The sequence below is a fragment of the Pseudoalteromonas sp. MB47 genome, from assembly GCF_011319765.1.
GTDB classification, from domain to species: domain Bacteria; phylum Pseudomonadota; class Gammaproteobacteria; order Enterobacterales; family Alteromonadaceae; genus Pseudoalteromonas; species Pseudoalteromonas simplex.
This window is the reverse complement of record NZ_VFBD01000007.1, coordinates 1-23,919: the sequence shown is the minus strand read 5'-3', so window position 1 is coordinate 23,919 and position 23,919 is coordinate 1. Positions and strand designations below refer to the sequence as shown.

Genomic DNA, 23,919 nt, shown 5'->3' with positions numbered 1-23,919 from the left:
AGTTGATGCGTATCATTAATCGTTGTTTAAATTTCATTTCTGCCGGTATGAACCGCTTGTTTGTAAAAAGTAAGGTGCTGCCAGAGAATCCGATTGAACAATACAATCTAAACCCAGCCAACCCTACTTTTTATATTGTTAGGCTAAATGCACGCTCTGATTTAGCAGCACTGGCAAGGGTATGTAAAAAATACGGCTTACCTAACCCGACCGAAGAGCAGTTATTAGGTAATGCAGAACTTAATCGCTTTATCGGTATTCAAAACCCACCACCGCTATTTGGTAACAAAAGCAAACCAAGCAATGCCCTGCAGCAAGGCAAACAAATTATTGACCACCTGATGCAATCAGGTGAGAAAAACGTCCAAGTGATCCCGGTGACTATTTTATGGGGCCGCAACCCAGGCAAAGAAAAGCCAGGTTTAGGTACTTTGGTGTCTCATTCATTAACACCCAGCTGGTTTCGTAAATTCTTTGTGTTGCTATTCTCAGGGCGCGATAACTTTATCCGTTTTAGCCAACCGCTCGACTTATCGTTATTGGTGAATGAAAAAGCCGATGTTGATGAACTACCTCATAAGCTTTTACGTGTAGCCCGCGTGCACTTTCGTCGCCAAAAATTGGCAGCGACAGGCCCGAAAATGCCATCACGTGAGCAGTTATTTAATTCGCTACTTGCCTCACCAACAATAAAAAAAGCAATTCAAATAGAAGCGAAAGAAAAAAACATCAGTCAAGAGCAAGCGCGCCAAAATGCGCTGAAGCTACTTGATGAGATTGCCGCCAATTATAGCGATGCCACCATTCGTGTTGCAGACCGTATTTTAACGTGGCTGTGGAATAAGCTTTATAACGGGATTGATATTAAGTTTTCAGAACAAGTGCATGAGCTCACAGATAAAGGCCACGAGATTATTTATATGCCATGCCACCGCTCGCATATGGATTACTTATTACTGACCTATTCTATTTACCATTTAGGCTTAGTTCCGCCTCATATCGCTGCGGGTATCAACTTAAACTTCTTCCCAGCAGGGGGGATTTTCCGTCGCAGTGGTGCTTTCTTTATTCGCCGCTCATTCGCGGGCAATAAGTTATATTCAGCTGTATTTAAAGAGTACCTGAGCCAGTTATTTATCAAAGGCTATTCAGTAAAGTTTTACACTGAAGGTGGTCGTAGCCGAACTGGTCGCTTGCTACCGCCAAAAACAGGTATGCTCGCCATGACATTACAAGCCATGTTACGTGGCATTGATCGCCCTATTTCAATTGTGCCTGTATACATTGGCTATGAGCACGTAATGGAAATTAATACCTACTTAAAAGAGCTTGCCGGTAACGATAAAAAAGGTGAGTCGGTATTAGGGATTTTTAAGGCGATTAAAAACCTGAAAAACTATGGTCGTGGTTATTTAAACTTTGGCGACCCTATTTCGATAAACCAATACCTCAATGACCAACAACCTGACTGGCGCGAGTCTATTCACCCAACCGACGTGCAAAAGCCACAATGGCTTGGTCCCCAGGTTGCCAACCTTGCTGATAAAGTCATGGTTAATATTAATAGCGCCGCTGCACTCAATGCGGTGAATCTACTTGCGATGATATTACTGGTAAATGATAAACACGCATTAAGTAAACCTAAGCTGATTGCTCAGCTTGAGTTTTATCTACATTTACAGAGTAGCGCCAGCTACAGTGAAAAGGTGACCACACCAGACGAAAGCGCCGAGCAGCTACTAGAGCATGCCCTTAAACTTAATAAGTTTGATGTGATCAGTGACGAGTTTGGCGAAATTATCGCTATTAACGATAAAGAAAAAACACTGTTCAACTACTACCGTAATAACGTGTTGCACTTGTTTGCAGTACCGAGCTTATTGGCGCTGCATTTATTCAAAGCACATCAAACTACCATGGCAGATTGCCAAGCCTTAATTGCACGTTTTTACCCGCTATTTGCCAAAGAGTGGTTCTTGCATGAGTTAGATGAAAACTACATTACGCGCGTACTTGCAAGCTTCGTTGATCAGGACCTGATTGAAATTGATGGCGATAATATCAAGATCACTAACAGCAATGACTGCTTAGCGAAACTCGAAATGCTAGGTCGTGCCTTAAGCTTAACATTACAACGCTACGCTATCGTGGTTGGCTTTATTCAAACTAGCAGTGGTATTGAGCGTGAAGAACTTGAACACGAAAGCCAAGTATTAGCAGAGCGCTTGGGCACCTTGCATGGCATTAAAACTCCTGAGTTCTTCGACAAAAAAGTACTTATTGGTTTTATTTCAAGCTTGCGAGAGCAAAAGCTAATTACCGAAACAGAGCAAGGCTTAACGGGTAGCAATGAGCTATGTGAAGTGTATTTATATCTTAAAGCATTGCTGCCAGCACGGGTCTGGCAGTCAATTGACGATATAGTGCAAAGCCAAGCTCAGCACACAAAAGATTAACGCTGACGCATAACCCCTTCTTGGATCGTTGAGGCAACCAAATTGCCTTGGCGGTCAAAGAACTGACCTCGCACCAAACCACGACCAGAGCTCGCACTTGGGCTATCAATCGAATATAAAATCCAATCGTCTAGTCTAAACGGGCGGTGGAACCACATTGCATGGTCAATCGTCGCAACCTGCATATTCGGCTGCATAAACGATACGCCGTGCGGCTGTAATGCAGTCGGTAAAAATTCAAAGTCAGATGCGTACGCAAGTAAGTAATTATGAATACGCTGATCGTCAGGCATCTCACCATTAGCTTTAAACCAAATATGCTTAACTGGCTCCATCACTTGTGGTTTGAATGGGTTATGAAAAGTCACAGGGCGCATTTCAATAGGCACTTCACGAATGAACTTATTCCGAATTGGTTCGGGAATAAGCTCTGCATTTGCTTGGTAAAATTCAAGCGATGACTTTAATTCTTCAGGCTGAGGGACATCAGGCATCTGCGCTTGGTGTGATAAGCCTTCTTCTTCACCTTGGAAAGAAGCGGTCATGTAAAAAATTGGCTTACCATATTGAATTGCTTTTACACGGCGAGTACTAAAACTTTTACCATCACGGATATTCTCTACATCATAGACAATCGGCTTTGCAGCATCACCTGGACGCAAGAAGTAAGAGTGTAAAGAGTGAACAATACGCCCTTGTGGTAATGTTTCTTTTGCGGCAGATAGGGCTTGGCCCATTACTTGGCCACCGAAAACCGCTCTAAATCCTAAATCTTGGCTTTGCCCGCGATACAAGCCTTGCTCAATCTCTTCTAACGACATTAATGACAGTAGGTCATCTAATACTTGGCTCATTTATTTATCCTCAATCCCGACAAGCGTTTAATGATACTATAGACTAATTGGAAGTAAATCTTTGTAAGAGCACCTCATTATGGCTTATTGGCTTTTTAAAACCGAACCCGATGCATTTTCAATTGATGATCTAAAAAACGCACCTGAGCAAACCTCTATGTGGGATGGCGTGCGTAATTATCAAGCCCGCAACTTTCTGCGCGATGGTATCAAGCAAGGTGACTTGGTGATGATTTATCATTCAAGTTGCAAACAGGTGGGTGTTGCAGGTATCGCTACGGTAACTCGCGAAGCTTATGCCGACCCAACACAGTTTGATTTAAATAGCGATTACTACGACGCCAAAGCAACCGCTGATAACCCGCGCTGGTTTGTGGTCGATGTGCAATATCAAGCACACCTTAAAAAGCTAGTGAGCCTGCAGGCGATTAAAGCCAATGATGCAATCACCGAAATCGCCCTTAAAAAAGGCGGCCGATTGTCAGTAATGCCTGTCACCGAACATGACTGGCAACAGATCATCGCAATGAGCGAGGGCTAAGCGTATAAAGTAGCGGCCATTTTTAATGAGCTGCTATTTTTGCTATAATTTCGCCCCTTTATTTTAGAGGTACTAAGGGGGATGTATGAAATTACTGTATTGGTTAGAGGAATGGACCAACCTCCCACGCGATGAGCAACAAAGCCGTGTTCCTATGACTGGCGGTGATTTGCTCGGCGATGTTTATGTAAAATACCATATCATTGATGCCAATAAACCCCTGCTAATTACCTTCTCTCCTGCTGGAACAAATTATCAAGAATATGATATCAATGATGATTTTTCGCCTTGGGCTTATAAGCTCGCGAAAAAGCAAGATGTGAATATTATCGCCTTTCAACATTTAGGCATTAGCAACTGGTTTAGGCACCGTAATCTGTTGTTTTTCATTGAGCAGCTAGCACCACTGATTGGCGGATTCAAAGAGCGGTTAGGTTATGGTTTGAGTCGAGGAGGCTTTGCCGTTGGCGCCTTTGCCAACCTATTAAAGCTTGATAAAGTTTTACTCTTTCACCCTGTTAGCACAAAAAACAAAGAAAAAGCACCATGGGATGACCGTTCAAGCACCGACATCGCGCAAAAATTCTATTGGAACGGTGACTACCACGATTTAGATTTAGGCCATGCAAAGGGTTATATTATTTACGACCCAACTAATCGTATCGACCGAGCTCATGCTAAACGTTACCCACAACTCACCCATTTACGCGTGTTTGGTATGGGCCATAGTGTTCATGCAACATATTTAAATAAGTTTGGCTTTTATAAAGATGTTGCTGTTGACTTTATTAGCCACCAGCAAGTTGATATAGCTCAGTTCCGCCAGCAAACCAGAACGCTACGCTTTAAAGAAGACTATTATCGTCGTCTAAATAAGGCAAACAAGAGTTCGCCACATCGTTTAGCCTTACTAAGCACCGCCCACACAATTTTAGCTGAAGAAAAAGCCGAGCACATGCAAGAGCAAAAAGATGCGATTGATGTGCAACCGCTGATTGATGTTGCAATCAAACATCAAGATGAGCACCCAAACGATGCAATTAAGGTCTTACAAGTGGCTCAGCAACTTTCACCGGATGATCCTGTGATAGACCATAAACTAAAACAGTTGAAGTGATAAAGCAGCTGTAAGCTTAAGGTAAGTTAACCCTTGGGTTTTACTTTACGGTGCTTTTTAACTCGCCCGTGTTTAGGGATGATTGTTAAGTACATTACTAAAGCTAACCACGAAAAGAAGATGATGCCGATTAACCAAGCATTCTTTTCGTGGCCTTGTGTGCGTTTACTATTGAGCACAATGACCACAGGTAAAATGTAGGCACTGAGTACAATAATTAAAAACACAACTTCATTCATAGATCATCATACCAACGCAGACCAATCAACTTCGTCGCTCAAAACTCGTTCAGCAGCGATATAATGCAAAATATCTCCCTCACTCACCACGTAATCAAGCGGCGGGTTTAAGTCCATATTTTTTGCACTCAAATTATGTGCGACACCCAGTAATATAGCATCGTGACTATATTTAAAGTGATGAAACAGTTTGCCAAATTCCATTGCTTGCACGCCTTTTGGAATTGGTAAACTAAATTGAGTATCACCGTGCAATGTCGATAGTAACTCTTCTTGCACGCGACTTGAACCTGGGTCTTGCATTGAACGCACTAATATCTCGGCTGATTTAGCACTGCTACATTCTACATTGTGGCAATGCTCATGTAGCATTTCGATTTTCGTTTCATCAGTAAAGTGTGCACTAATGTGGCACTGTTCATTTACCAACTTGCTAATACGTAATGCCGTTGTAAACGTTTGGTCATCATCTTGGCCATCAATAATAATTTTATCGGCCCGGCCAATCGCAATTCGGTTCAACTCATCTAGGTCAGTAAAGCTAGTTAAGCGTGCAAAATCAACCATCGGGTTTGCTAAAAATGGATGCTCCATTTGCTCCGTAACGGCCAATAAAATACGACGATCTAAACGTTTATGATCGGCCAAGATATAATCGACCATCTTCTTAGTACGTGTATCATGCCAACCAAAGATAATAATGTGATTGTTTATATGTGCGAAGCTTTTATCACCCGTCATAGCGCGCCTAATTAAATAAGTTACTGTTTGCCCTGTTTTTCCTAACAGAACGCCAAATAATGCTAAACCAAAAGGTATTTGCAGTAATGCCACAATCCAACGGCCAAGCTCAGTGCTCGCACTAAAGTCGCCATAGCCAACTGTTGACGTAGTTACTACATAATAATAAAAATAAGTGCCAAGAGGTGTAAGAGCTTGCTCTCCTGCAAGCATAAGCAGCCACCAAATTAGTAGCATATGCAAAAGCGTGGTAAGCACCACAGCCTGCCAACTTACTTGATCAATATGGCTGCGAATAAGAACTACTATTCGATTAAAAAAATAGTGCATGATCCTTGCAATCTATCGTGGGGGAAATTATCGATACGGTACTGTAATGCAGGATATTTAGCAACAGGCGCTAAATTGAACATACATGTCGATGAAAAATAATAGTAGACTATACTATCTCTGTATTAGGTGTTTAGGGTGAAATATGTCAGGTGTTCTTGCTTCTGTTGATAAGCGTACGCAACTGGTCGGTGAAAACCGCTTAGAGCTTTTGCTATTTTACCTTCACAGCCGTCACTTATTTGCTCTAAATGTGTTTAAAGTTAAAGAAGTAGTAAAGCTGCCACCAATTAGCAAGATCCCTCATGCGCACCCAAAAGTATCGGGGGTAGTCAATATACGCGGTGAATCAATTCCGGTTATTGACTTACGCAAGGCGATTAATATGCCTGAAGCTAAAAACATCGAAGATACAAACCTAGTTATCACTGAATACAACCGCACTGTGCAAGGCTTTTTAATTGGTAAAGTTGATCAGATCATTAATATGACATGGTCAGATATCATGCCACCGCCAACCGCAATTGGTAAAAATCACTACCTAACAGCCTTAACTAAAGTAAAACGCGATGGCCAAGAACATCTAGTTGAAATTATCGATGTAGAAAAAGTGCTCGCCGAAATCGTTGAGTATGAAGTACAAATATCTAATGACATTCTTGATAAAAGTATCGTGAATGAATTTGCAGGCCGCAAAATTCTTCATGCCGATGATTCGCCAACGGCTCGTAAACAAGTAAGCGATACCTTGTCGCAACTTGGCATCGAAATCATACCTGCTCGTAACGGACTTGAAGCACTCGAAATGTTAAAAGGCTGGGCTGATCAAGGCAAAGATGTTGAGAAAGAATTACTCATGGTGATCACCGATGCAGAAATGCCGGCAATGGATGGCTACCGCTTAACACACGAAATTCGTAACGACAGCCGCATGAAAAACCTATATATCGTGCTTAACACATCTTTGAGTGGTAGCTTTAATCAAGCTTTAGTTGAGAAGGTTGGTTGTAATGCGTTTTTATCAAAGTTCCAGCCAATACTGCTAGTCGAAGAAGTTCAGGCTCGCTTAAAAGCGGTGCTTGAGCAAGATTCACAGTAATTAATTTTAGCATTTGTTTTTGAAGGCATAAGCTCAAGCAACGACGTCGCAATTTGCCAATCATCGTTATTCATGATTTATTGGCACTATCGATTCGACGACAACAATAAAAACCATGCTAAATCGCGTTGCTAAACCATTCACTAATCTAGTAGAGCGTTATCTACCCGACCCATTTGTATTTGTTATATTACTCACTTTGCTGAGCTTTATCGTTGCGAGCCTCTTTACGCCATCAACGCCCACGCAAGTGCTCGCGGCTTGGGGTGGTGGTTTTTGGAACCTGCTACAATTCGCCATGCAAATGTTGCTGGTGCTGCTAACGGGCTACATGCTAGCGAGTACCCCGGTGATGCGCAGCATACTCAACAAGCTTGCGACTTTCGCCAACAGCTCTGCCAAAGCGATTATACTCGTTACGCTCGTGTCATTATTGGCTAGCTGGCTAAATTGGGGCTTCGGTTTAGTTATTGGCGCTTTGTTCGCCAAAGCAATTGCGAAACAAACCCGCGTTGATTACCGTTTGTTAGTAGCCAGTGCCTATTCAGGTTTTATTGTTTGGCATGGTGGCTTAGCCGGTTCAGTGCCGCTGACCATCGCAACCGATGGCCACTTTGCACAGCAAAGCATTGGGGTGATAGGTACCGAAAACACAATTTTTTCGGCATTTAATATCGCTATTGTTGTGGGCTTGTTTATTATCATGCCGTTGGTAAATCGCTATATGCTGCCAAGCGAAAAAGATAGTGTTTATGTTGACCCCGCAAAGCTTGATGATGAAACGCAGCAAATAGCAACACCCACCCGCCCTGCCGAAGTCATAGAACATAGTCGCTTGCTTGGTATGGGAGTAGGTGCCGTTGGTCTTGCCTATTTATTTTATTATTTTGTGTTAAACGGAGGCGGCTTAAACTTAAATAGCGTGATCGCAATTTTCTTATTTAGCGCAATTTTACTGCATCAAACACCGCATAATTTACTTAGCAGCTTACAGCAAGCAATCCCTAGTGGCGCTGGCATTGTGATTCAATTTCCATTTTATGCCGGGATCATGGCGATTATGGTAAAAACGGGACTTGCTCAACAAATATCTGAAGGGTTTATTGCCATTGCAACAGCCGAAACACTGCCATTTTGGAGCTTTTTAAGTGCAGGGTTTGTGAATATATTTGTGCCATCAGGCGGCGGCCAATGGGCAGTGCAAGCGCCGATTGTCATTCCTGCAGCACAAACACTTGGCGCGGATATGCCACGGGTTGCTATGGCTGTCGCATGGGGCGATGCTTGGACTAACCTTATTCAGCCGTTCTGGGCACTCCCCGTACTTGCTATTGCCGGCTTAAAAGCAAAAGACATCATGGGCTTTTGCCTTGTGCAGCTTATCATCACCGGCGTGTTTATATCGTTAATGCTGAGTTTTTATCCTTAAAAAAGCTTTATAAACATCATCTATTAGAGAGGGGCAAAAGCTCATAGCGAGAGCCCCTCTTCAAAACGGTTTGTTTATCAAAGGTAACCAAAACCCTCAATCTGTAGTGCTTCAATCAGCGCCGAAAAGAGGTCTTCACTCTACCCAAGCAATAGTCTATTACTTAAAGTTAGAATTACTGCTCTCGCTCCTTTTATCTCTTTTTAATACAAAACAAACGATCTTAGAAACAACGAAGTACACTAAAATAAACGCAGATATATCGATAAAATAATCTACCAAGCTACTACTTTTTGAAATAGAAAAATCAAAAGTAAAAAAAGCAACTCTGGTTATGATGTAAGTGATAAAGAAACTAAATAAAAATTGCTTCATGAACAAAACAATCTCCATTTAATTTAATAGATAATGTCTGTGCTAAAGTGATTACACATATTAACTGCTCACTTTGCTGCACAGTCGCCTCCCTTCTGAACAAGCTCATTGCAAAGTCCTTTTACTGTTCCTCTTGGGTTTAAGATTAGCTAAAAATTCTAGGTTCTATAAATCGGAACTTTCTCAAATAGTATCCTTTTTAAATTTAATGCTTAGTCATTTAAATAAGGATTTATATGCACTAACGTGAATTTAAGCACCAAGCGGAATATAACTTAGTGCTTAAATATTAATTAACTTGCTAATATCTTCATTGGTAAGCTTAAGATTGGGCTTTCTGAGTTGGCAAAGTGCATCATCACCGCAACGTGACCAGCAACAACCAGTGCGTACATTACTGCTGAAAAACCTTGCCCGTAAGTATCAAGAGGAATGAGGTGTGAGTAGTGACGCCCGCGCCACTCAAAGATAATCTCAAGGGCCCCTACAAATAAGAAAAACACCAGTAGCATCAAGCCAAAGGTGTAACTCAGCCACAAGCCAAATAACACACCTAATAAACATACACTTAGGCCTATCCATGAACGCATCGAAAAACTAATGCTTTTAAGTACATGGCCACCATCCAAGGGCAGAATAGGTAACAAGTTAAATAGGTTTAACAGTGCACTGAGTACCGCCACACCGGCGAATATTTCCATTTCAGTGGCGTAGTAAAGCACCACTCCTAGCACTGAGGTAATTAAGCCAAAAGCGGGCCCCATGAGTGAGATCACCACATCTTGCCATCGCGTGGTAATTTTATCATCAGAAACAGCCAAACCACCCACAAAGGGAATAAGGTAAATACCTTTCGTTTTAATGCCAAAATATTTCATTGCGCGCACATGACCGTATTCATGCACAACCAAGCAAGCGATTAACATTAAGGCAAATTCAATGGAAAATAGCCAAGCGTAGCCAGCCACCGAGGCACCCGCTAACGCAGCTTTCACGACTTTTGCACTTTTGAATAATTTAAAGCCCAGTGCCAGCAAACCAATAATGCCGCGTTTTGGTTCGGCTTCTTGCAACTCAGGTAAAGCAAGTTGACTTACCTGCTGCTGATTAACAAAAACCACTAAGCTTTTTTCGTGCACTTTACTGGTATCAAGGCCAATACGCTGCCCCTGAAAATCAAACTCATAAAGTTTTGGCTCTGGATTATCGAAGGCAATTGCTTGTTGTTGATGAAAAAGCTGAATTAACTGTGAGCCGTTTAAATGCAAAATAAAGATTTCATCTGCGAGACTCAACTGAAGTCTGACCATAGTTCTTATAAATACGAATAAAAAGTGCGGCTATTATACTTCGCACAGATAAAATTACGAGTTTCAACCCCTTAAGTGATTGTTCATTTATTATACAAAAAGAAATCAATAAACATGACTTAATGCAATTTTTCTACTACTTTTATAATAGTATTCTCATTCAAGGAATGAATATGGTTAAGTCAAATAGGCACATTCTCGTCGTAGATGATTCGAAAGCAATTTTAATTGTCATGCATGCTATTTTGAATGAGCTCGAAGTCCCTCATATCACCACCAGCCTAAGTGCTGAGGAAGCACTAGAAAAAATAAAAAAAGCCCCGAAATACTTTGATGCTGTTTTTACTGATCTCAATATGCCAGACATGGATGGCATGGAACTTATCCGCCATTTAGGCGCCATGAAATACCAAGGTGCAATTGCCATTATTTCTGAGATGGACCCTAAGGTTATAGACCTAGCTGCTGACTTAGCTCGCAAGCATAACGCTCACTTAATTGGTAATGTTTCTAAGCCAGTACAATTAAATCAAGTTTACTTACTACTTCAAAAGTTGGAACACTTTGCTATTCATGTTGAACGAACTCAGGCGCCTATTTCTGAATCATTACTACTGCATGCTATCAGCCACAATGAAGTGATCCCGTTTTATCAGCCTAAAATTAATCGACATGACAACCGGGTTGAAAGTATTGAAGTATTAGCACGAATCAACACGCGTCAAGAACAAGAAATCATTTTGCCCGAACGCTTTATTTGTGTTGCTGAAGATTTGGACTTGATAAACCTTATTACTTTTCAATTATTTGAAAAAGCCACTAGCGATTTTATTGAAATAAAGGAAAACTTTGATCAAAACTTAAAGCTCGCTTTCAATTTATCACCCTCGCAACTAGAGGATTTAAGCTGCCCAGATAAACTTGCGTTAATCTTACATTTAAATAATTTAACTCCAAGTGAAATTATCCTCGAAATCACTGAGCAGTATGCACTTAGAAGTGCGGCACAGCTCGAAACACTCAACCGTTTACGAATGCGCGGTTTTGGTATTTCGCTCGATGACTTTGGTACTGGCTTTACTAATGTTCAACAACTCAAAACGCTACCGTTTACCGAAATTAAGATCGATCGCACCCTGATTAGCAATATTGAAACCGATCAGTTTTCCCAAGTGATTGTTAGTAGCTTAGTGAATATAGCGATACAAGAAGATCTCGCTATTGTAGCCGAGGGCATTGAGCGAGTGGAAGAACTCGAGTACCTCGACCGCTACAAAGAGTTTATTCTTATGCAGGGCTTTTTGCTGTGCCGCCCGAAAGCCAAAGAAGACTTTTTAAATTGGTCACTTTCATGGCGGCAAATGGTAAAAACTGCAGCAGGACATCGCCGCTAAGGTTTACGCTTATCGTCACTGACGATGGTATTACTCGATGCTAAACGTTGTCGCCAACGCTGTTTGGCGACTTTTTGCATATTAGCTGATTGATCGTGCTCATCAACAATTTCGAGCCCCATTAATGCTTCAATTAAATCTTCAAGGGTGACAATACCTTGCACATCACCATATTCATCAACTACTAAACAAATATGCGTGCGCTCAGACAGTAAGGTTTCAAGTAAGGTCGGCACATGCAAGGTTTCTGGTACGGTGTAAATAGGCTTAACGAGCTTGCTAATTTTATAGTCTTCACCTAGACGATGATAAGCCAGCATAATGTCATTTTTATGCACAAAACCAATAATATCATCACCATTTTTGTCATAAACCAATACCCTAGAAAACGAAGAAGAACCATGCTCCGCCAAGTATTGGTTTACAGTTAAATCTTTATGTACTTTAAAAAGCACCGTACGTGGTGTCATTAAAGTATCGAGTTTGGCATGACGAAAATGCAGCAGGCTGCGAATGATTTCAGATTCATCTTGCCCAAGGGCTCCTGATTCAGTACCAATATCAGCCATGGCTTCAATTTCTTGGCGAATATAATAGGCCTCATCGTAATTACGCCCTAAAAAGCGCGTTAAAATATCTGCAAACCACACAAAGGGTTTTAGAATAAACACTAACCAAATCAGGCTTACACTAACAATGGGTGTTAATCCTCGCCAATAATTAGCCCCTAATGTTTTCGGAATAATTTCAGAAAGCACCAACACCAATAGCGTCATAATTGCAGAGGCAACGCCAACCGCAGCATCTGAAAACACCACTGCAGCTTGTGCGCCAACACCAGCTGCGCCTGCCGTGTGCGCTATGGTATTTAACGTAAGTATTGCTGCCAGCGGTTGGTCTATATTGTCTTTAAGCTTACCAACACGTTTTGCCAGTTGTGGTTGTTGCTTTCTGAGCATGGCAACATAACTTGGCGTAATACTTAACAGTACCGCTTCCATCACTGAGCACAAAAACGAAACCGTAATGGCAACAAACATATAAACAAGTAACAATGTCACTGTAAGCCCTCTTAAAAAGTTAACCTGCTCACCATAGCAATTGAAAACCACAAGCTCAAACCCGACTGCAATCTAACGCAGAGCACTTTTTGGCTAATTTGCAGCGTGCTATATTGGTTTAAATTACCTTCAACAGGCGAAACTATGACACTTTCAACTACTTGGCTAAGCCAATCAGCCAAGCTAAAAACAACATTTAGTGCATTAGCGTTATGTGCGTTAAGCAATACTGCGATGGCCGCTGCCATTGATAAATCAGCGGTGCAATTTATTGGCCCTCTTGGCGAAGATATGCAACTTAAGCCATATCAAACGGATCATCGCGATGCCATTATTGCTAACCTATTACCAAGCTTGCAAAACAGCAGCGATAGCATGCGTGTTTTTGGTAATGAACTTGACTGGCAATCATTCGACAAAGTGAGCGCGCTAACACTCGGTGGTTTACAGGCGCTGAAATTTACCGCCTCAACTGAACGTTTTAGCCAAGGCTCATTAACACTTAAAGGCATTGAAAACGCGCAGCTATTTATTGATGGTGAAAAGCAAACAGAAAAAAATAAAAGCTATGAGCTAGCTTTAAGCCAAGGCGATCATCAGTTTATTATCATCACTGAGCAAGTAGCCAACTGGAATGAGGTTGAGCTTGATTTTACGGCTAAGTCAGAACTAGATGCTGTGCAATTTAGTGCTAAAAAACAACTCGGTTTGTCGGCTAAGCAATTATTCGATGCGCCAACGGTTAGTTATATTTCAATGGCACCAAATGGCGATTACTTCATAACTAGCCAACGTCATTACGAAGATGCAACCGCTAATCAAGCGCAATATGTTACTGAGCTTAAAGACGCAAAAAACAATACACTTTATCGCTTTGAGTCAGCCCAGCCGAGTAACATAACTTGGAGCCCAGATAGCAAAAGCTTAGTGTATTTATTAAATGGCGAGCTTAAGCGTTTAAACCTAAAAAACATGCAACTTAGCGTCATTGCTAAAAACCTCGCGGGTGCAAGTGGCTTTCAGTTTTTTGATAACAACAGCTTAATTTTTAGTTGGTCAAAGTCTCCAACAGACAATGGCAAGCTCACTAAACATTACCAAGGCCTGCAAGACCGTTGGTCTTATGCTCGTACCACGTCGCAAGTCTATTTACTCGATATACCAACAGGTCTTAGCAAAATCTTAAGCCAAGGCCCACTTAGCCATTCACTTGAAGATTTTGACGCTAAAAGCGGCCACGTTTTAATGAGCCGCTCAGCACAAGCAATGCAGCTATCACCACAGCCTGCAACAGAGCTTGTTGAGCTAAACCTAGCTACATCGGCTCTTACGGTACTTGGTCAATACAATACATTTAATCAGGCCAAATATACTGACGACGGAATTTATGTCACTGCCGGACCAGATTTTAATAATGGCTTAGGTCGTAATCTTCCTGAAGGAATGCTTGCTAATAACTATGACGGTCAACTTTATTTACTCAGCCGTGACGGTAAAAAGGCAAGAGCGCTAAGTAAAGAGTTTAACCCGGCTATCGGCCAGTTAAACGTACTTAAAAACGGTGATGCGCTTATTAAAGTGACCGAGCAAGATACCGTACAACTTTATCAATTCGACTTAAGCAAAAAGCGTTTTAATAAAGTGAATACGGGTTTTGATGTTGTTGAGCAAGTTAGCTACTCACACGAACGCACCCCGCGCATTTTGGCTACCGGCACCACAGCGTCAACACCTCAGCAGTTAAAACAACTAAGCTTAGGTAAAGGTCGCGCTAAAGTAGTGTGGGACTCTAAGCCAATTGGCTATAAAAATACGCAAGTAGCCTCACTGGAAGAGTTTAACTTTACTAATAAAGATGGCATTGAAATTAAGGGTCGCGTTTATTTACCCCATGATTTAGATAGCAATAAACAATACCCTGCACTGGTTTATTATTATGGTGGCACTTCACCAGTAACTCGTGGTTTTACAGGCCGTTACCCGTTTAACTTATGGGCTGAGCATGGCTATGTTGTTTACGTTGTACAACCTACGGGCGCAACAGGCTTTGGCCAAGAGTTCTCGGCTAAACACGTCAACGCATGGGGTGAATACACCGCCAACGATATCATCGACGGCACAAAAGCCTTTTTAGATAAATATAACTTTGTAGATAGCAAACGTGTGGGTAATTTAGGTGCCTCTTACGGTGGCTTTATGACCATGCTACTCGCAACTAAAACGGATATGTTCAGTGCATCGATTGCCCATGCAGGGATTTCAAACATCACCTCGTATTGGGGCCAAGGTTGGTGGGGTTACTTATACTCAGCTGAAGCATCTAAAAATAGCTTCCCGTGGAACAATCCTACACTTTACAGCCAACACAGCCCGGTTTTTCATGCTGACAAAGTAACAACGCCGTTATTACTCCTTCATGGTGATTCGGATACCAACGTACCGGTTGGTGAAAGTCACAATATGTACACGGCATTAAAGTTATTAGGTAAAGATGTTGACCTGATTGAGTATAAAGGCGCAGATCACCAAATTTTTGCTCGTGATAAACGCTTTGACTGGTGGAATACCATGCTGGCTTATTTCGATAAAAACTTAAAAGATCAGCCGCAATGGTGGCAATACCTTTATCCTGAAAAGTAGTTTAATCCCTTGGCTGGGCACTGTGTGAGTGCTCAGCTTTCATCCTTTTAAACTATCGCTAAGCCATTAAATTGTAAGAAATAGTTATAAACCTTATCATGACTCTTCTCAGCCTTTGCCATACAGTGCTAACATTACAACAAATCAAGTGTGAAATTAAAGCGAATGACTATTCAAGTTTTATTGGTTGAAGACGACGAACTACTCGTTAAACGCATTCTTAATCATTTTAAAGAAACTGAGTTTAATATTGAGGTAGATTCAACGGGGGCCGATGCATTAAGCATTGTACAATCGCGTGCTTCATCAAAAAAAGCAATCTCTTTAGCCGTTATCGACATTGTGTTACCAAAACGCGATGGGCTTTTGCTTGCCAAAGAGCTTAATGCACTAACAGACATTGGCGTTATTGTGCTGTCTAGTCGTGACTCGCAAGCTGACCGTATTGCAGGCCTTGCACAAGGTGCCGATGACTATATTTGCAAGCCGGTTGACTTACTTGAACTTGAACTAAGAATGCGCGCTCTTTTCAAGCGTATAAAAGGCTCTCAGCAAGATGATGAGAGTGAAGAGTTTATTGAATATGCCGACTTTAAACTGCACCCAGATAACCGCACATTAGTCACCCCTAATGGTGAAGAGTCTCGTCTTACTGAAGCAGAACACAAGGTGCTTATTTGCCTTATTGCAAATGCGGGTAAAGCGACATCACGTGAAAAAATTTCCGAAGAAATTGGTCAGCCTGACTGGAGCCCAAGCGATCGTACCGTTGATGTACTTATTGGCCGCTTACGTAAAAAACTCAGCGATGAAAAAGACCAAAAGCGTATCGTAACCGTTCGCGGTAAAGGCTACATGCTATCAATTTAAAAGCTCACTAAAACTGCGTTAATTGGCTTATTAGCCGTTCAAAGGCGCGATAGTTCAACGCCTCTTTTAATTCATTTAAGGTAATCGCTGGCTGTGCTTTTAAGTCGCTAATGGTGCGTGCAACTTTAATAACACGATGATAAGAGCGTGGTGATAACGCCAGTTTTTCGCTGGCTTTTGCTAAAAACTGCAGCTCAGCAGCTGCCAACTCACAATGAATGCTCATTTCTTTATTATTCAAGCGCGCATTCACTTTGCCTTGCCGGTTGAGTTGAATTGCATAAGCTCTTTCAACTCTGGCTCTTACTTGTTCACTGCTTTCTTCTACTTGCGTGCTCTGTAATTGGCTACTGGTGAGTCTCGGCAGCTCAATTTGTAAATCAATCCTATCGATAAATGGTCCAGATACTCGAGATAAATACCGCAATACTTGATCTGGCGTTGCACGCTTATCGGTATGGCTTCCTGTGGGGCTAGGATTTAATGCGGCGATCAGCTGGAATTGCGATGGAAATTCCATTTGTCGTGCCGCTCGCGATATAGTCACCACGCCCGTTTCCATTGGTTCACGCAATGAGTCGAGCACTTTTCTTTCAAATTCGGGTAACTCATCTAAAAACAGAACGCCATTATGAGCGAGAGAGATTTCACCCGGTTTAGGATTTGAGGAACCACCAACAAGGGCAACAGCAGAGCAAGTATGATGTGGGTTTCTGAAGGGGCGTTCACGCCAATTCGATAAATCAACCGATTGACCAATTATCGAATATAACGCGGCAGTGCTAATTGCTTCATCATCCGACATGGTTGGCATAATCGTTGGCATACGCTGGGCAAGCATTGACTTGCCAGTACCTGGAGGACCAAGAAACAATAAATTATGGCCACCAGCCGCAGCAATTTCGAGTACCCTTTTGGCTCCAGGTTGGCCTTTCACATCACTTAAATCGAGTAGCGAGTCACGCTGCGACTGCTGCTCTGGATAACAAATATTAAGTGGCAGAGGTTGCTGATTTAATAAGTCATTCCAAACATCTTGTAAGGAGTAAACGGCTTTTCGAGAAACGCCCGACACAAGACTTGCGAGATTGTCGTTTTCAGCGGGTAAGAAACAACAGCGACCCTGCTCTTTCGCTCCTAACACCGAAGGCAAAATAGCATTCACCCCTCTTACCTCACCATTTAAAGCCAGTTCTCCGTAGAACTCATAACGATGAATATCGGGGCAGTTTATTTGCCCAGAAGCGACCAAGATACCCACTGCAATAGCCAAGTCAAAACGGCCACCCTCTTTAGGTAAATCAGCAGGCGCAAGGTTGACGGTTATTCGTTGGTCAGGAAAGCCAAACTGTGAGTTTTCGAGTGCGCTACGCACTCTATCTTTTGACTCTTTGACTGACGCTTCTGGCAAGCCAACGATATGAAAAGCAGGTAAGCCGTTGCCTAAGTGTACTTCTACAATCACTTCAGGAGCTTGCACACCTACTTGTGCACGAGAAAATATTCTAGCTAAAGACACGATCCATGATGTCCCTATCATTCATTCTTAATACTAATCTTAGTCGGGATATTTAAAAACGTGTAATGTAAGGTGCCATTTCATTGCAGCTAAACGCAGTGATAAGGTCATAAGCATAGCCAACACCATGGCCATTTCGGTCACTAAACCCAGTGAGATACTTAATGTGTAAACAATCCCACCTGCGATGCAAGTAATAGCATAGAGCTCACCTTTTAACAGCATCGGCATATTTCCAGCCAACACATCACGGATAACGCCACCAAAACACCCTGTGATCACACCCATAATAATCGCGGTGGTATCAGGCATACCGGCAAGCATGGCTTTTTGCGCCCCCATCACCGCAAAAAATGCTAAACCAAAAGCATCTGCCACTTGCAATGCATTAAGTGAAATCGAACGCTGTTTATTGATTAAACGAGTGGTAACAAATACAGAAAGTAATATAGCCCAGAAATAGCTTTGATCATGTAACCAAAATACGGGCACATCTAAAATAACATCGCGCACAGTTCCACCGCCAATAGCAGTGACTGTGGCTAACACAACAACCCCAAAGCCATCCATTTTTTTGTCGTACGCTAATAGCGTTCCAGAAACAGCAAACACGGCTACGCCGATTAAATCAAACCAATGGTAAAGTTCAGTCATGTTTGTAACTAAAAAGTAATGTTAGTGCCGTTGTAACATAAACTTTTCAATCTTTTAAGCGAAGTTGTAATAAAAATTGGCTCTCGCAAATGACAAGAGCCTTAACTCAAGGGAAGTAAAGATAAATGGGGGCTCACTGTCGTCCTTAACCATAATCTGAATTCAGTCATGTTTGCCCGTCAATGATAAACAAAGAGCCCCTAAACTACGAAGATATAACTAGATTAGACAAATTTAGAAATCATGTATGCATTATGCCGACAAAAATGTACTCAAATACGACATTTTCATAATTAACAGCATGTTACATGTAATGACATTGGTACTCTTTCGCCGTCATGCCATATTTTGCTTTGAAAAATTTAGAGAAGTACGAACGTGACGAAAAGCCCACACTGTCTATTACTAAGCTTATTTGTTGGCCTTTCCTAATAAATTCGGCAGCTTTGGTTAGTCGATAATTTCGTAAGTATTCACTGGGAGTAATGTTTAGTAGGACTTTTAACTTGCGTTGTAACTGACGCTCACTCAGCGCTAACTCTTTCGCACAGTTGACCATTGAAAAGCCTTGTTGGTGGTAATGGTCAGCAACATATTTTCCTAAGTTTTCAAGCAACTGTTTATCACGAGGATCAACTGTAATTGATTGCTTAGCTTGAGAATTAAGAGGTAACCCCATAATTTGCTGCTGCGAATATAAGCTAACCCAATGTATCCAGTTCTCTACTTTTAAAAATAACTCTTCTCTATCGAATGGTTTAGTGATCACATCTAGCGCGTGTTGCTGCAAACTACTCACTCGAGTTTCATAATCGCCCTTTGCGGTCAAAATAATTACTGGGATATGGCATGTAACGGGCGAGTTATGTAATGAATCTAACACAGTAAAGCCATCAACTTTAGGCATCATTAAATCAGTGATGATTAAATCTGGCACTTGGCTCAAAGCTATTTGCAATCCAACTTGGCCATCTTGCGCTAATAAAACTTGGTAGCGGTGTTGTAACTCAGATTTAAGGTAATGGCGTAACTCATCGTTGTCTTCAATAATTAATACACTGGCTTTATTCTGCACTTCATTTGATTTTGAACTGATACTTGCAGCAGAAGCTTGAGCTGCAAATTGCGTTGCTTGAAATGAAAGTTTAAAACTAGTTCCTTCCCCTAAGCGACTTGCCAGCACAAGCGTGCCTTTGTACTTATCAACCAAACGCTTAACGATGGCTAGGCCAACGCCACTACCTTCTACATTTGCATGACTACTCACTCTGTAGAAAGTATCAAATACTTTGCCTTTTTCAGCGTCTGCGATACCTTTACCTGTGTCTGTTACTTCTATGTTGGCAAGCTCACCTGATACGCTTACAGTTAAGCTGACTTGACCTTGCTGAGTATATTTAAATGCATTGCTTAAAAGGTTGGTAAGAATCGTGATCACCCCTTCTCGGGTGCTTTCGATAAATACGGCTTCTTCAATATCGACCTTAAAGTCGATAGACTTTTCACCTAACACAGCAAACTGCCCTGCGACCTCTCTGGCAATTGCCGATAGTGACACAACTTTTATAATCTCTTCATGGCGCTCATCATAACGAGTCAGCGTTAATAGCTTATCAACCAAATTTTCTAAACGCCGGCTATTTCGCAATACCAAATTCAGCTGCTCACGCTTTTCAGTAATTCGCTCATCAGCTATTAGCTTTTGCAACGGCGCAATCAACAAACTCAAAGGAGTACGTAATTCATGAGATGCATGCGTGAAGAAGCGTACTTTATTTTCGAGTGAATCACTCAGAGCTTCAGCTTGCTGTTCGATGAGCGTTTTTTGCTCTGCGATTTCGTCGGTACGCTCACTAACAATTTGCTCCAGATAATATTTTTGTTTGCGTATCCTGCGAGTCCAAAGCACTGTGAATAGCCAGACCATCGCCAAAATCAGCATAGCCGCTAACAGATAAAACTCACTAGTTTGCCACCAAGGAGCAAGAACGGTTATGTTTAACAGTAATGGAGTGAGCACATTTGCCCCGCTTTCACTACTAGCATTAACTTTCAACTGATATTTACCAGCAGGAAGGTTAGTATAATCAACAGATAAAAAAGGCCCTGTAGCTTTACGCCATTGCTGTTCAAAGCCCGCTAACTGATAAGAGTACAGGTTAGTCTGTGGCTCAGAGTAGTGTAGGTAACTAATCTGAAAGTGAACCCGTTTGATGCCCGCAGGAATAGTCACTGAACGGCTTTTTTCTATTTGGTATAAACTGCCTAAACGACTGACTCCTTCGTTTACCACATCCTCATCATCAAATTGCAAACTAGTAAGCGCTAACTGGCCACCAATAGCATTGATTTCAAGATCAGCGGGGTTAATGACACTCACCCCCTGTGTGCCACCAAACATCAAGCGGCCATCACGGGCTTTTAAATAAGCACCGGCATTAAATTCATTACCTTGTAAACCATGTCGAGCTTTATAGCTTTTAATGCTCATGGTTGCAGGATCTATTTTAGCGAGGCCGTTGTTGGTACTGAGCCAAACCCAATCTTCATTGTCTTTTAACAATGCATAAACGACTTGATTAGGAAGGCCTTGAGCGACATTAAACTGATGCACTTGCTGATTACTCAAATCAATAATATTTAAGCCGTTCGACGTTGCGAGCCACATTTGCTGGTCAATTTCTAAAAACGCACGCACTGTATTATCAGATAAAGCCAAGTCGCCTTTGCGATAATTAGTGAGAGTATCGGTTGCAGCGTTGTAATGATAAGCCCCATCACCATCTGTGCCTATCCAAAGCTCTGCTTGAGAGCTTTTATATAAACTCGTCACCCGCGCCGTTGGAATTACAAGTTGTGTATTCGCTACAGGCTGTGCAAAACTAATAAATTTGCTGCGCTGCCTATCAAAGCAAAACAGCCCTCCACCATTCGTGCCAACCCAGACATTATTTTTCTCATCGACTAAAAGAGCATATATACTGTTTTCAGTTAAGCCATGCTCGCCTTCACCTGCTCGAAAGTGACTGATGCTACCATCGGTATGCAAAACATCAATCCCTTGCTGCCAACTGCCAATCCATATATCGCCATTACGATCTTCGGCAATGGCTTTAATTGCATTGCTACTGATTGAATACGGTGAACTTTCGGTGGTTATGCGCTCTAAACGATTTAATTGCTGATCAAGAATATCGATACCGCCACCCCAGCTGCCATACCAAATACGTTGCTTTGAGTCTTCAAATAGCGCCCACGCATCGTTACTTGAAAGTGGCGCTGGCTTTTTTAACTTACTAAATTGCAATGATGCTGGGTCGAGCTTACTGATCCCATTTGCAGTACCGAACCACATAATGTCGCTACTGTCTCGGTAGATACTATAAACCCGGTTATGAGCAAGACTATATTTATCAAATGGGTCATGTGCTAAAACGGTGAAGCTTGCATTAATTGGATCGTAAACATTAATCCCGCCACCTCGCGTTGCCAGCCAAACTTGGCCTTGGCTATCAAACTCAATATCACGAATTTCATTACTGCTAAGCCCAACACCGCCATCATTAGAGGTAAGCCACTGCGTCATTGTTTTAGTGCTTAACTCAATCTTGTATAAGCCACCACCCTGACTTGCCAACCAAATACTGCCATCAGCTGCCTGTTTGATAGCAAAGATACTGGCATGAATATCTACTGGCTCAGCAAAGCCAGAAAAAATAGTATTAATTTGTTGTTTATTAATAAGATCATAATGAAGTAACCCAGCTCCATGGGTACCAATCCAAAGGATGTCGGCAATTTTTGATAGCGCATAAATAGGCTTTTTTAAGTCTGTTATTAACCTTTCAAGTTGCTGTGTTCGCTTATCGTAACGAAACAGGCTGCCGTCGTAAGTACCAATATAAACGTGCTGTTGCGCTACCAATAAACTGGTGATGCGACGCTCTTTTAAGAGTGGCTCAGAAAATTGATCATTATGTAATGCAAGTTGGTTTACACCACTATTTCGCGTACCTATAAACAGCTGTGATTCGCTATCAAGTGCCAATGGATAGATATAGTTATTTGCTAGGCTATTTGCCTCATCAGAGGCTGTGAATACGGTAAACTTATTGCCATCAAAACGGTTTAAACCTGCCTGCGTCGAAAACCACATAAAACCTTGCTGATCTTGCACAATATCGAACACAACACTTTGCGATAATCCATCCTCAATATCGTAATTATGAAATGCAGACCAAGCTGAAGGTAAGAACAGAAGTGCTAACAGCGCTATTAAAAAACGGATCATCCCTAAATCTACACATTTATTATTAGTTATTAATCAAGCGTAGTTCAGTTCAGCTAACATTCATAATCATTTCCCAATTTAGGGATGAATAACCAAGATAGATATCAAGGGGTTGGATTTAGATGCGAGTTAGCGAGGGTAAAGGCTCTAGGTTATAGGTCAAGCGTAACCTTGGGAGTGTTTTATGGTGGTTTGGCTTTACCAAAGAAAAGGTTTACATGGATTGTGTTGGGTTTCGCTGCGCTCAAACCAACCTACCCGAAGAATGAACAGGCAGAATGCTGAGTGAGATACCACACTAAACAACTCCATCGTTCTAATCTGACGTCTGAAAGCTGACAGCTGATAGCTTTTTCACCCATAAAAAAACCCGAGACTAAGCTCGGGTTTTTCTTAATGCTTAATGCATCACTATAGTTGATTACTCAACGATAGTTGCAACAACACCAGCACCAACTGTACGGCCACCTTCACGGATAGCGAAGCGTAAACCTTCGTCCATCGCGATTGGGCAGATTAGTTCTACAGTCATCTTGATGTTATCACCAGGCATTACCATTTCAACGCCGTCTGGTAACTGTACGTCACCTGTTACGTCAGTTGTACGGAAGTAGAACTGTGGACGGTAACCTTTGAAGAATGGAGTGTGACGACCACCTTCATCTTTAGAAAGTACGTATACTTCTGAAGTGAACTTCGTGTGTGGAGTGATTGAACCAGGCTTAGCTAGTACTTGACCACGCTCAACGTCTTCACGCTTAGTACCACGTAGAAGTGCACCGATGTTCTCACCCGCACGACCTTCGTCTAGAAGCTTACGGAACATCTCAACACCTGTACAAGTTGTCTTCGTAGTTTCTTTGATACCTACGATTTCAACTTCGTCATTCACGTTGATGATACCAGCTTCAACACGGCCTGTTACAACAGTACCACGACCTTGGATTGAGAATACGTCTTCGATAGGCATGATGAATGGCTTATCGATGTCACGCTCTG

General features: G+C 41.9%; 17 protein-coding genes. 8 read left to right on the top strand and 9 right to left on the bottom strand.

The features are described 5' to 3' along the window. Positions 1-5: 5 nt before the first annotated feature. Positions 6-2,456, top strand: a complete 2,451-nt coding sequence (gene plsB, locus IMPJCBKJ_RS03875) for a glycerol-3-phosphate 1-O-acyltransferase PlsB (protein WP_166338897.1) — start codon at positions 6-8, stop codon at positions 2,454-2,456. Here the strand turns inward: plsB and tesB are convergent. Then, on the bottom strand, positions 2,453-3,310 hold the full coding sequence (tesB, locus tag IMPJCBKJ_RS03870) for an acyl-CoA thioesterase II (protein WP_054552365.1): 858 nt from the start codon (positions 3,308-3,310) through the stop codon (positions 2,453-2,455). The two genes, plsB and tesB, sit on opposite strands and share 4 nt — an antisense overlap. 79 nt (positions 3,311-3,389) lie before the next feature. Between tesB and IMPJCBKJ_RS03865 the strand changes: the two genes are divergently transcribed. Beyond that, positions 3,390-3,851, top strand: coding sequence for an EVE domain-containing protein (locus IMPJCBKJ_RS03865; RefSeq protein WP_166338895.1), 462 nt, complete (start codon positions 3,390-3,392; stop codon positions 3,849-3,851). Between the two features lie 85 nt (positions 3,852-3,936). Then, positions 3,937-4,968: a cytosolic protein gene (locus IMPJCBKJ_RS03860; RefSeq protein WP_166338893.1), complete on the top strand. Its 1,032-nt coding sequence runs from the start codon at positions 3,937-3,939 to the stop codon at positions 4,966-4,968. Positions 4,969-4,994: 26 nt separating this feature from the next. On the opposite strand, the gene IMPJCBKJ_RS03855 is transcribed toward IMPJCBKJ_RS03860, so the two are convergent. Both IMPJCBKJ_RS03855 and IMPJCBKJ_RS03850 read right to left on the bottom strand, forming a co-directional pair. Then, a complete protein-coding gene (locus IMPJCBKJ_RS03855) occupies positions 4,995-5,207 on the bottom strand; it encodes a hypothetical protein (RefSeq protein ID WP_054563926.1) in 213 nt (70 codons plus the stop codon). 6 nt (positions 5,208-5,213) lie between these two features. Then, positions 5,214-6,278 (bottom strand): potassium channel family protein, encoded by a 1,065-nt coding sequence (locus IMPJCBKJ_RS03850; protein WP_138600963.1) that lies wholly within the window; start codon positions 6,276-6,278, stop codon positions 5,214-5,216. Between the two features lie 145 nt (positions 6,279-6,423). On the opposite strand from IMPJCBKJ_RS03850, the gene IMPJCBKJ_RS03845 reads away from it, so the two are divergent. Then, complete coding sequence (locus tag IMPJCBKJ_RS03845) at positions 6,424-7,377, top strand: chemotaxis protein CheV (RefSeq protein WP_054554500.1); 954 nt, start codon at positions 6,424-6,426, stop codon at positions 7,375-7,377. 115 nt (positions 7,378-7,492) lie between these two features. Further along, a complete protein-coding gene (locus IMPJCBKJ_RS03840) occupies positions 7,493-8,806 on the top strand; it encodes a TIGR00366 family protein (RefSeq protein ID WP_054554501.1) in 1,314 nt (437 codons plus the stop codon). Between the two features lie 668 nt (positions 8,807-9,474). Here IMPJCBKJ_RS03840 and IMPJCBKJ_RS03835 read toward each other — a convergent pair. Then, positions 9,475-10,491 (bottom strand): site-2 protease family protein, encoded by a 1,017-nt coding sequence (locus tag IMPJCBKJ_RS03835; protein WP_166338891.1) that lies wholly within the window; start codon positions 10,489-10,491, stop codon positions 9,475-9,477. Between the two features lie 173 nt (positions 10,492-10,664). Here IMPJCBKJ_RS03835 and IMPJCBKJ_RS03830 point away from each other — a divergent pair, with 173 nt between their 5' ends. Beyond that, a complete protein-coding gene (locus tag IMPJCBKJ_RS03830; protein WP_054554503.1) occupies positions 10,665-11,885 on the top strand; it encodes an EAL domain-containing response regulator in 1,221 nt (406 codons plus the stop codon). Here IMPJCBKJ_RS03830 and IMPJCBKJ_RS03825 read toward each other — a convergent pair. Further along, positions 11,882-12,946 (bottom strand): hemolysin family protein, encoded by a 1,065-nt coding sequence (locus tag IMPJCBKJ_RS03825; RefSeq protein WP_166338889.1) that lies wholly within the window; start codon positions 12,944-12,946, stop codon positions 11,882-11,884. The genes IMPJCBKJ_RS03830 and IMPJCBKJ_RS03825 overlap by 4 nt on opposite strands. Positions 12,947-13,090: 144 nt before the next feature. Between IMPJCBKJ_RS03825 and IMPJCBKJ_RS03820 the strand changes: the two genes are divergently transcribed. Together IMPJCBKJ_RS03820 and IMPJCBKJ_RS03815 are read left to right on the top strand one after the other, a co-directional pair. Further along, complete coding sequence (locus IMPJCBKJ_RS03820; protein ID WP_166338887.1) at positions 13,091-15,586, top strand: S9 family peptidase; 2,496 nt, start codon at positions 13,091-13,093, stop codon at positions 15,584-15,586. 165 nt (positions 15,587-15,751) lie between these two features. Next, positions 15,752-16,456, top strand: coding sequence for a response regulator transcription factor (locus IMPJCBKJ_RS03815; RefSeq protein ID WP_054554505.1), 705 nt, complete (start codon positions 15,752-15,754; stop codon positions 16,454-16,456). A 7-nt stretch (positions 16,457-16,463) separates the two neighbouring features. Here IMPJCBKJ_RS03815 and IMPJCBKJ_RS03810 read toward each other — a convergent pair whose 3' ends face one another. From IMPJCBKJ_RS03810 to IMPJCBKJ_RS03795, 4 genes are all read right to left on the bottom strand, one after another. Beyond that, positions 16,464-17,975: a YifB family Mg chelatase-like AAA ATPase gene (locus IMPJCBKJ_RS03810; protein ID WP_166338885.1), complete on the bottom strand. Its 1,512-nt coding sequence runs from the start codon at positions 17,973-17,975 to the stop codon at positions 16,464-16,466. 39 nt (positions 17,976-18,014) lie between these two features. Further along, positions 18,015-18,629 carry a trimeric intracellular cation channel family protein gene (locus tag IMPJCBKJ_RS03805; protein WP_138600951.1) on the bottom strand — a complete coding sequence of 205 codons (615 nt, stop codon included), beginning with the start codon at positions 18,627-18,629 and terminating at the stop codon, positions 18,015-18,017. A gap of 304 nt (positions 18,630-18,933) precedes the next feature. Beyond that, the gene (locus IMPJCBKJ_RS03800) at positions 18,934-22,920 is read right to left on the bottom strand and encodes a two-component regulator propeller domain-containing protein (protein ID WP_166338883.1); all 3,987 of its coding nucleotides are present in this window, start codon (positions 22,918-22,920) and stop codon (positions 18,934-18,936) included. Positions 22,921-23,341: 421 nt separating this feature from the next. Then, positions 23,342-23,919 (bottom strand): EF-Tu/IF-2/RF-3 family GTPase (locus IMPJCBKJ_RS03795; RefSeq protein WP_240920994.1); only part of this gene is annotated, 578 nt, incomplete at its 5' end.

Excerpts from the sequence above, each read along its gene's own strand:
- IMPJCBKJ_RS03865 (WP_166338895.1), top strand. The coding sequence starts at position 3,390 with ATGGCTTATTGGCTTTTTAAAACCGAACCCGATGCATTTTCAATTGAT.
- tesB (WP_054552365.1), bottom strand. The coding sequence starts at position 3,310 with ATGAGCCAAGTATTAGATGACCTACTGTCATTAATGTCGTTAGAAGAG.
- IMPJCBKJ_RS03850 (WP_138600963.1), bottom strand. The coding sequence starts at position 6,278 with ATGCACTATTTTTTTAATCGAATAGTAGTTCTTATTCGCAGCCATATT.
- IMPJCBKJ_RS03845 (WP_054554500.1), top strand. The coding sequence starts at position 6,424 with ATGTCAGGTGTTCTTGCTTCTGTTGATAAGCGTACGCAACTGGTCGGT.
- IMPJCBKJ_RS03835 (WP_166338891.1), bottom strand. The coding sequence starts at position 10,491 with ATGGTCAGACTTCAGTTGAGTCTCGCAGATGAAATCTTTATTTTGCAT.
- IMPJCBKJ_RS03815 (WP_054554505.1), top strand. The coding sequence starts at position 15,752 with ATGACTATTCAAGTTTTATTGGTTGAAGACGACGAACTACTCGTTAAA.
- IMPJCBKJ_RS03860 (WP_166338893.1), top strand. The coding sequence starts at position 3,937 with ATGAAATTACTGTATTGGTTAGAGGAATGGACCAACCTCCCACGCGAT.
- IMPJCBKJ_RS03855 (WP_054563926.1), bottom strand. The coding sequence starts at position 5,207 with ATGAATGAAGTTGTGTTTTTAATTATTGTACTCAGTGCCTACATTTTA.
- IMPJCBKJ_RS03830 (WP_054554503.1), top strand. The coding sequence starts at position 10,665 with ATGGTTAAGTCAAATAGGCACATTCTCGTCGTAGATGATTCGAAAGCA.
- IMPJCBKJ_RS03840 (WP_054554501.1), top strand. The coding sequence starts at position 7,493 with ATGCTAAATCGCGTTGCTAAACCATTCACTAATCTAGTAGAGCGTTAT.
- IMPJCBKJ_RS03820 (WP_166338887.1), top strand. The coding sequence starts at position 13,091 with ATGACACTTTCAACTACTTGGCTAAGCCAATCAGCCAAGCTAAAAACA.
- IMPJCBKJ_RS03800 (WP_166338883.1), bottom strand. The coding sequence starts at position 22,920 with ATGATCCGTTTTTTAATAGCGCTGTTAGCACTTCTGTTCTTACCTTCA.
- IMPJCBKJ_RS03805 (WP_138600951.1), bottom strand. The coding sequence starts at position 18,629 with ATGACTGAACTTTACCATTGGTTTGATTTAATCGGCGTAGCCGTGTTT.
- plsB (WP_166338897.1), top strand. The coding sequence starts at position 6 with ATGCGTATCATTAATCGTTGTTTAAATTTCATTTCTGCCGGTATGAAC.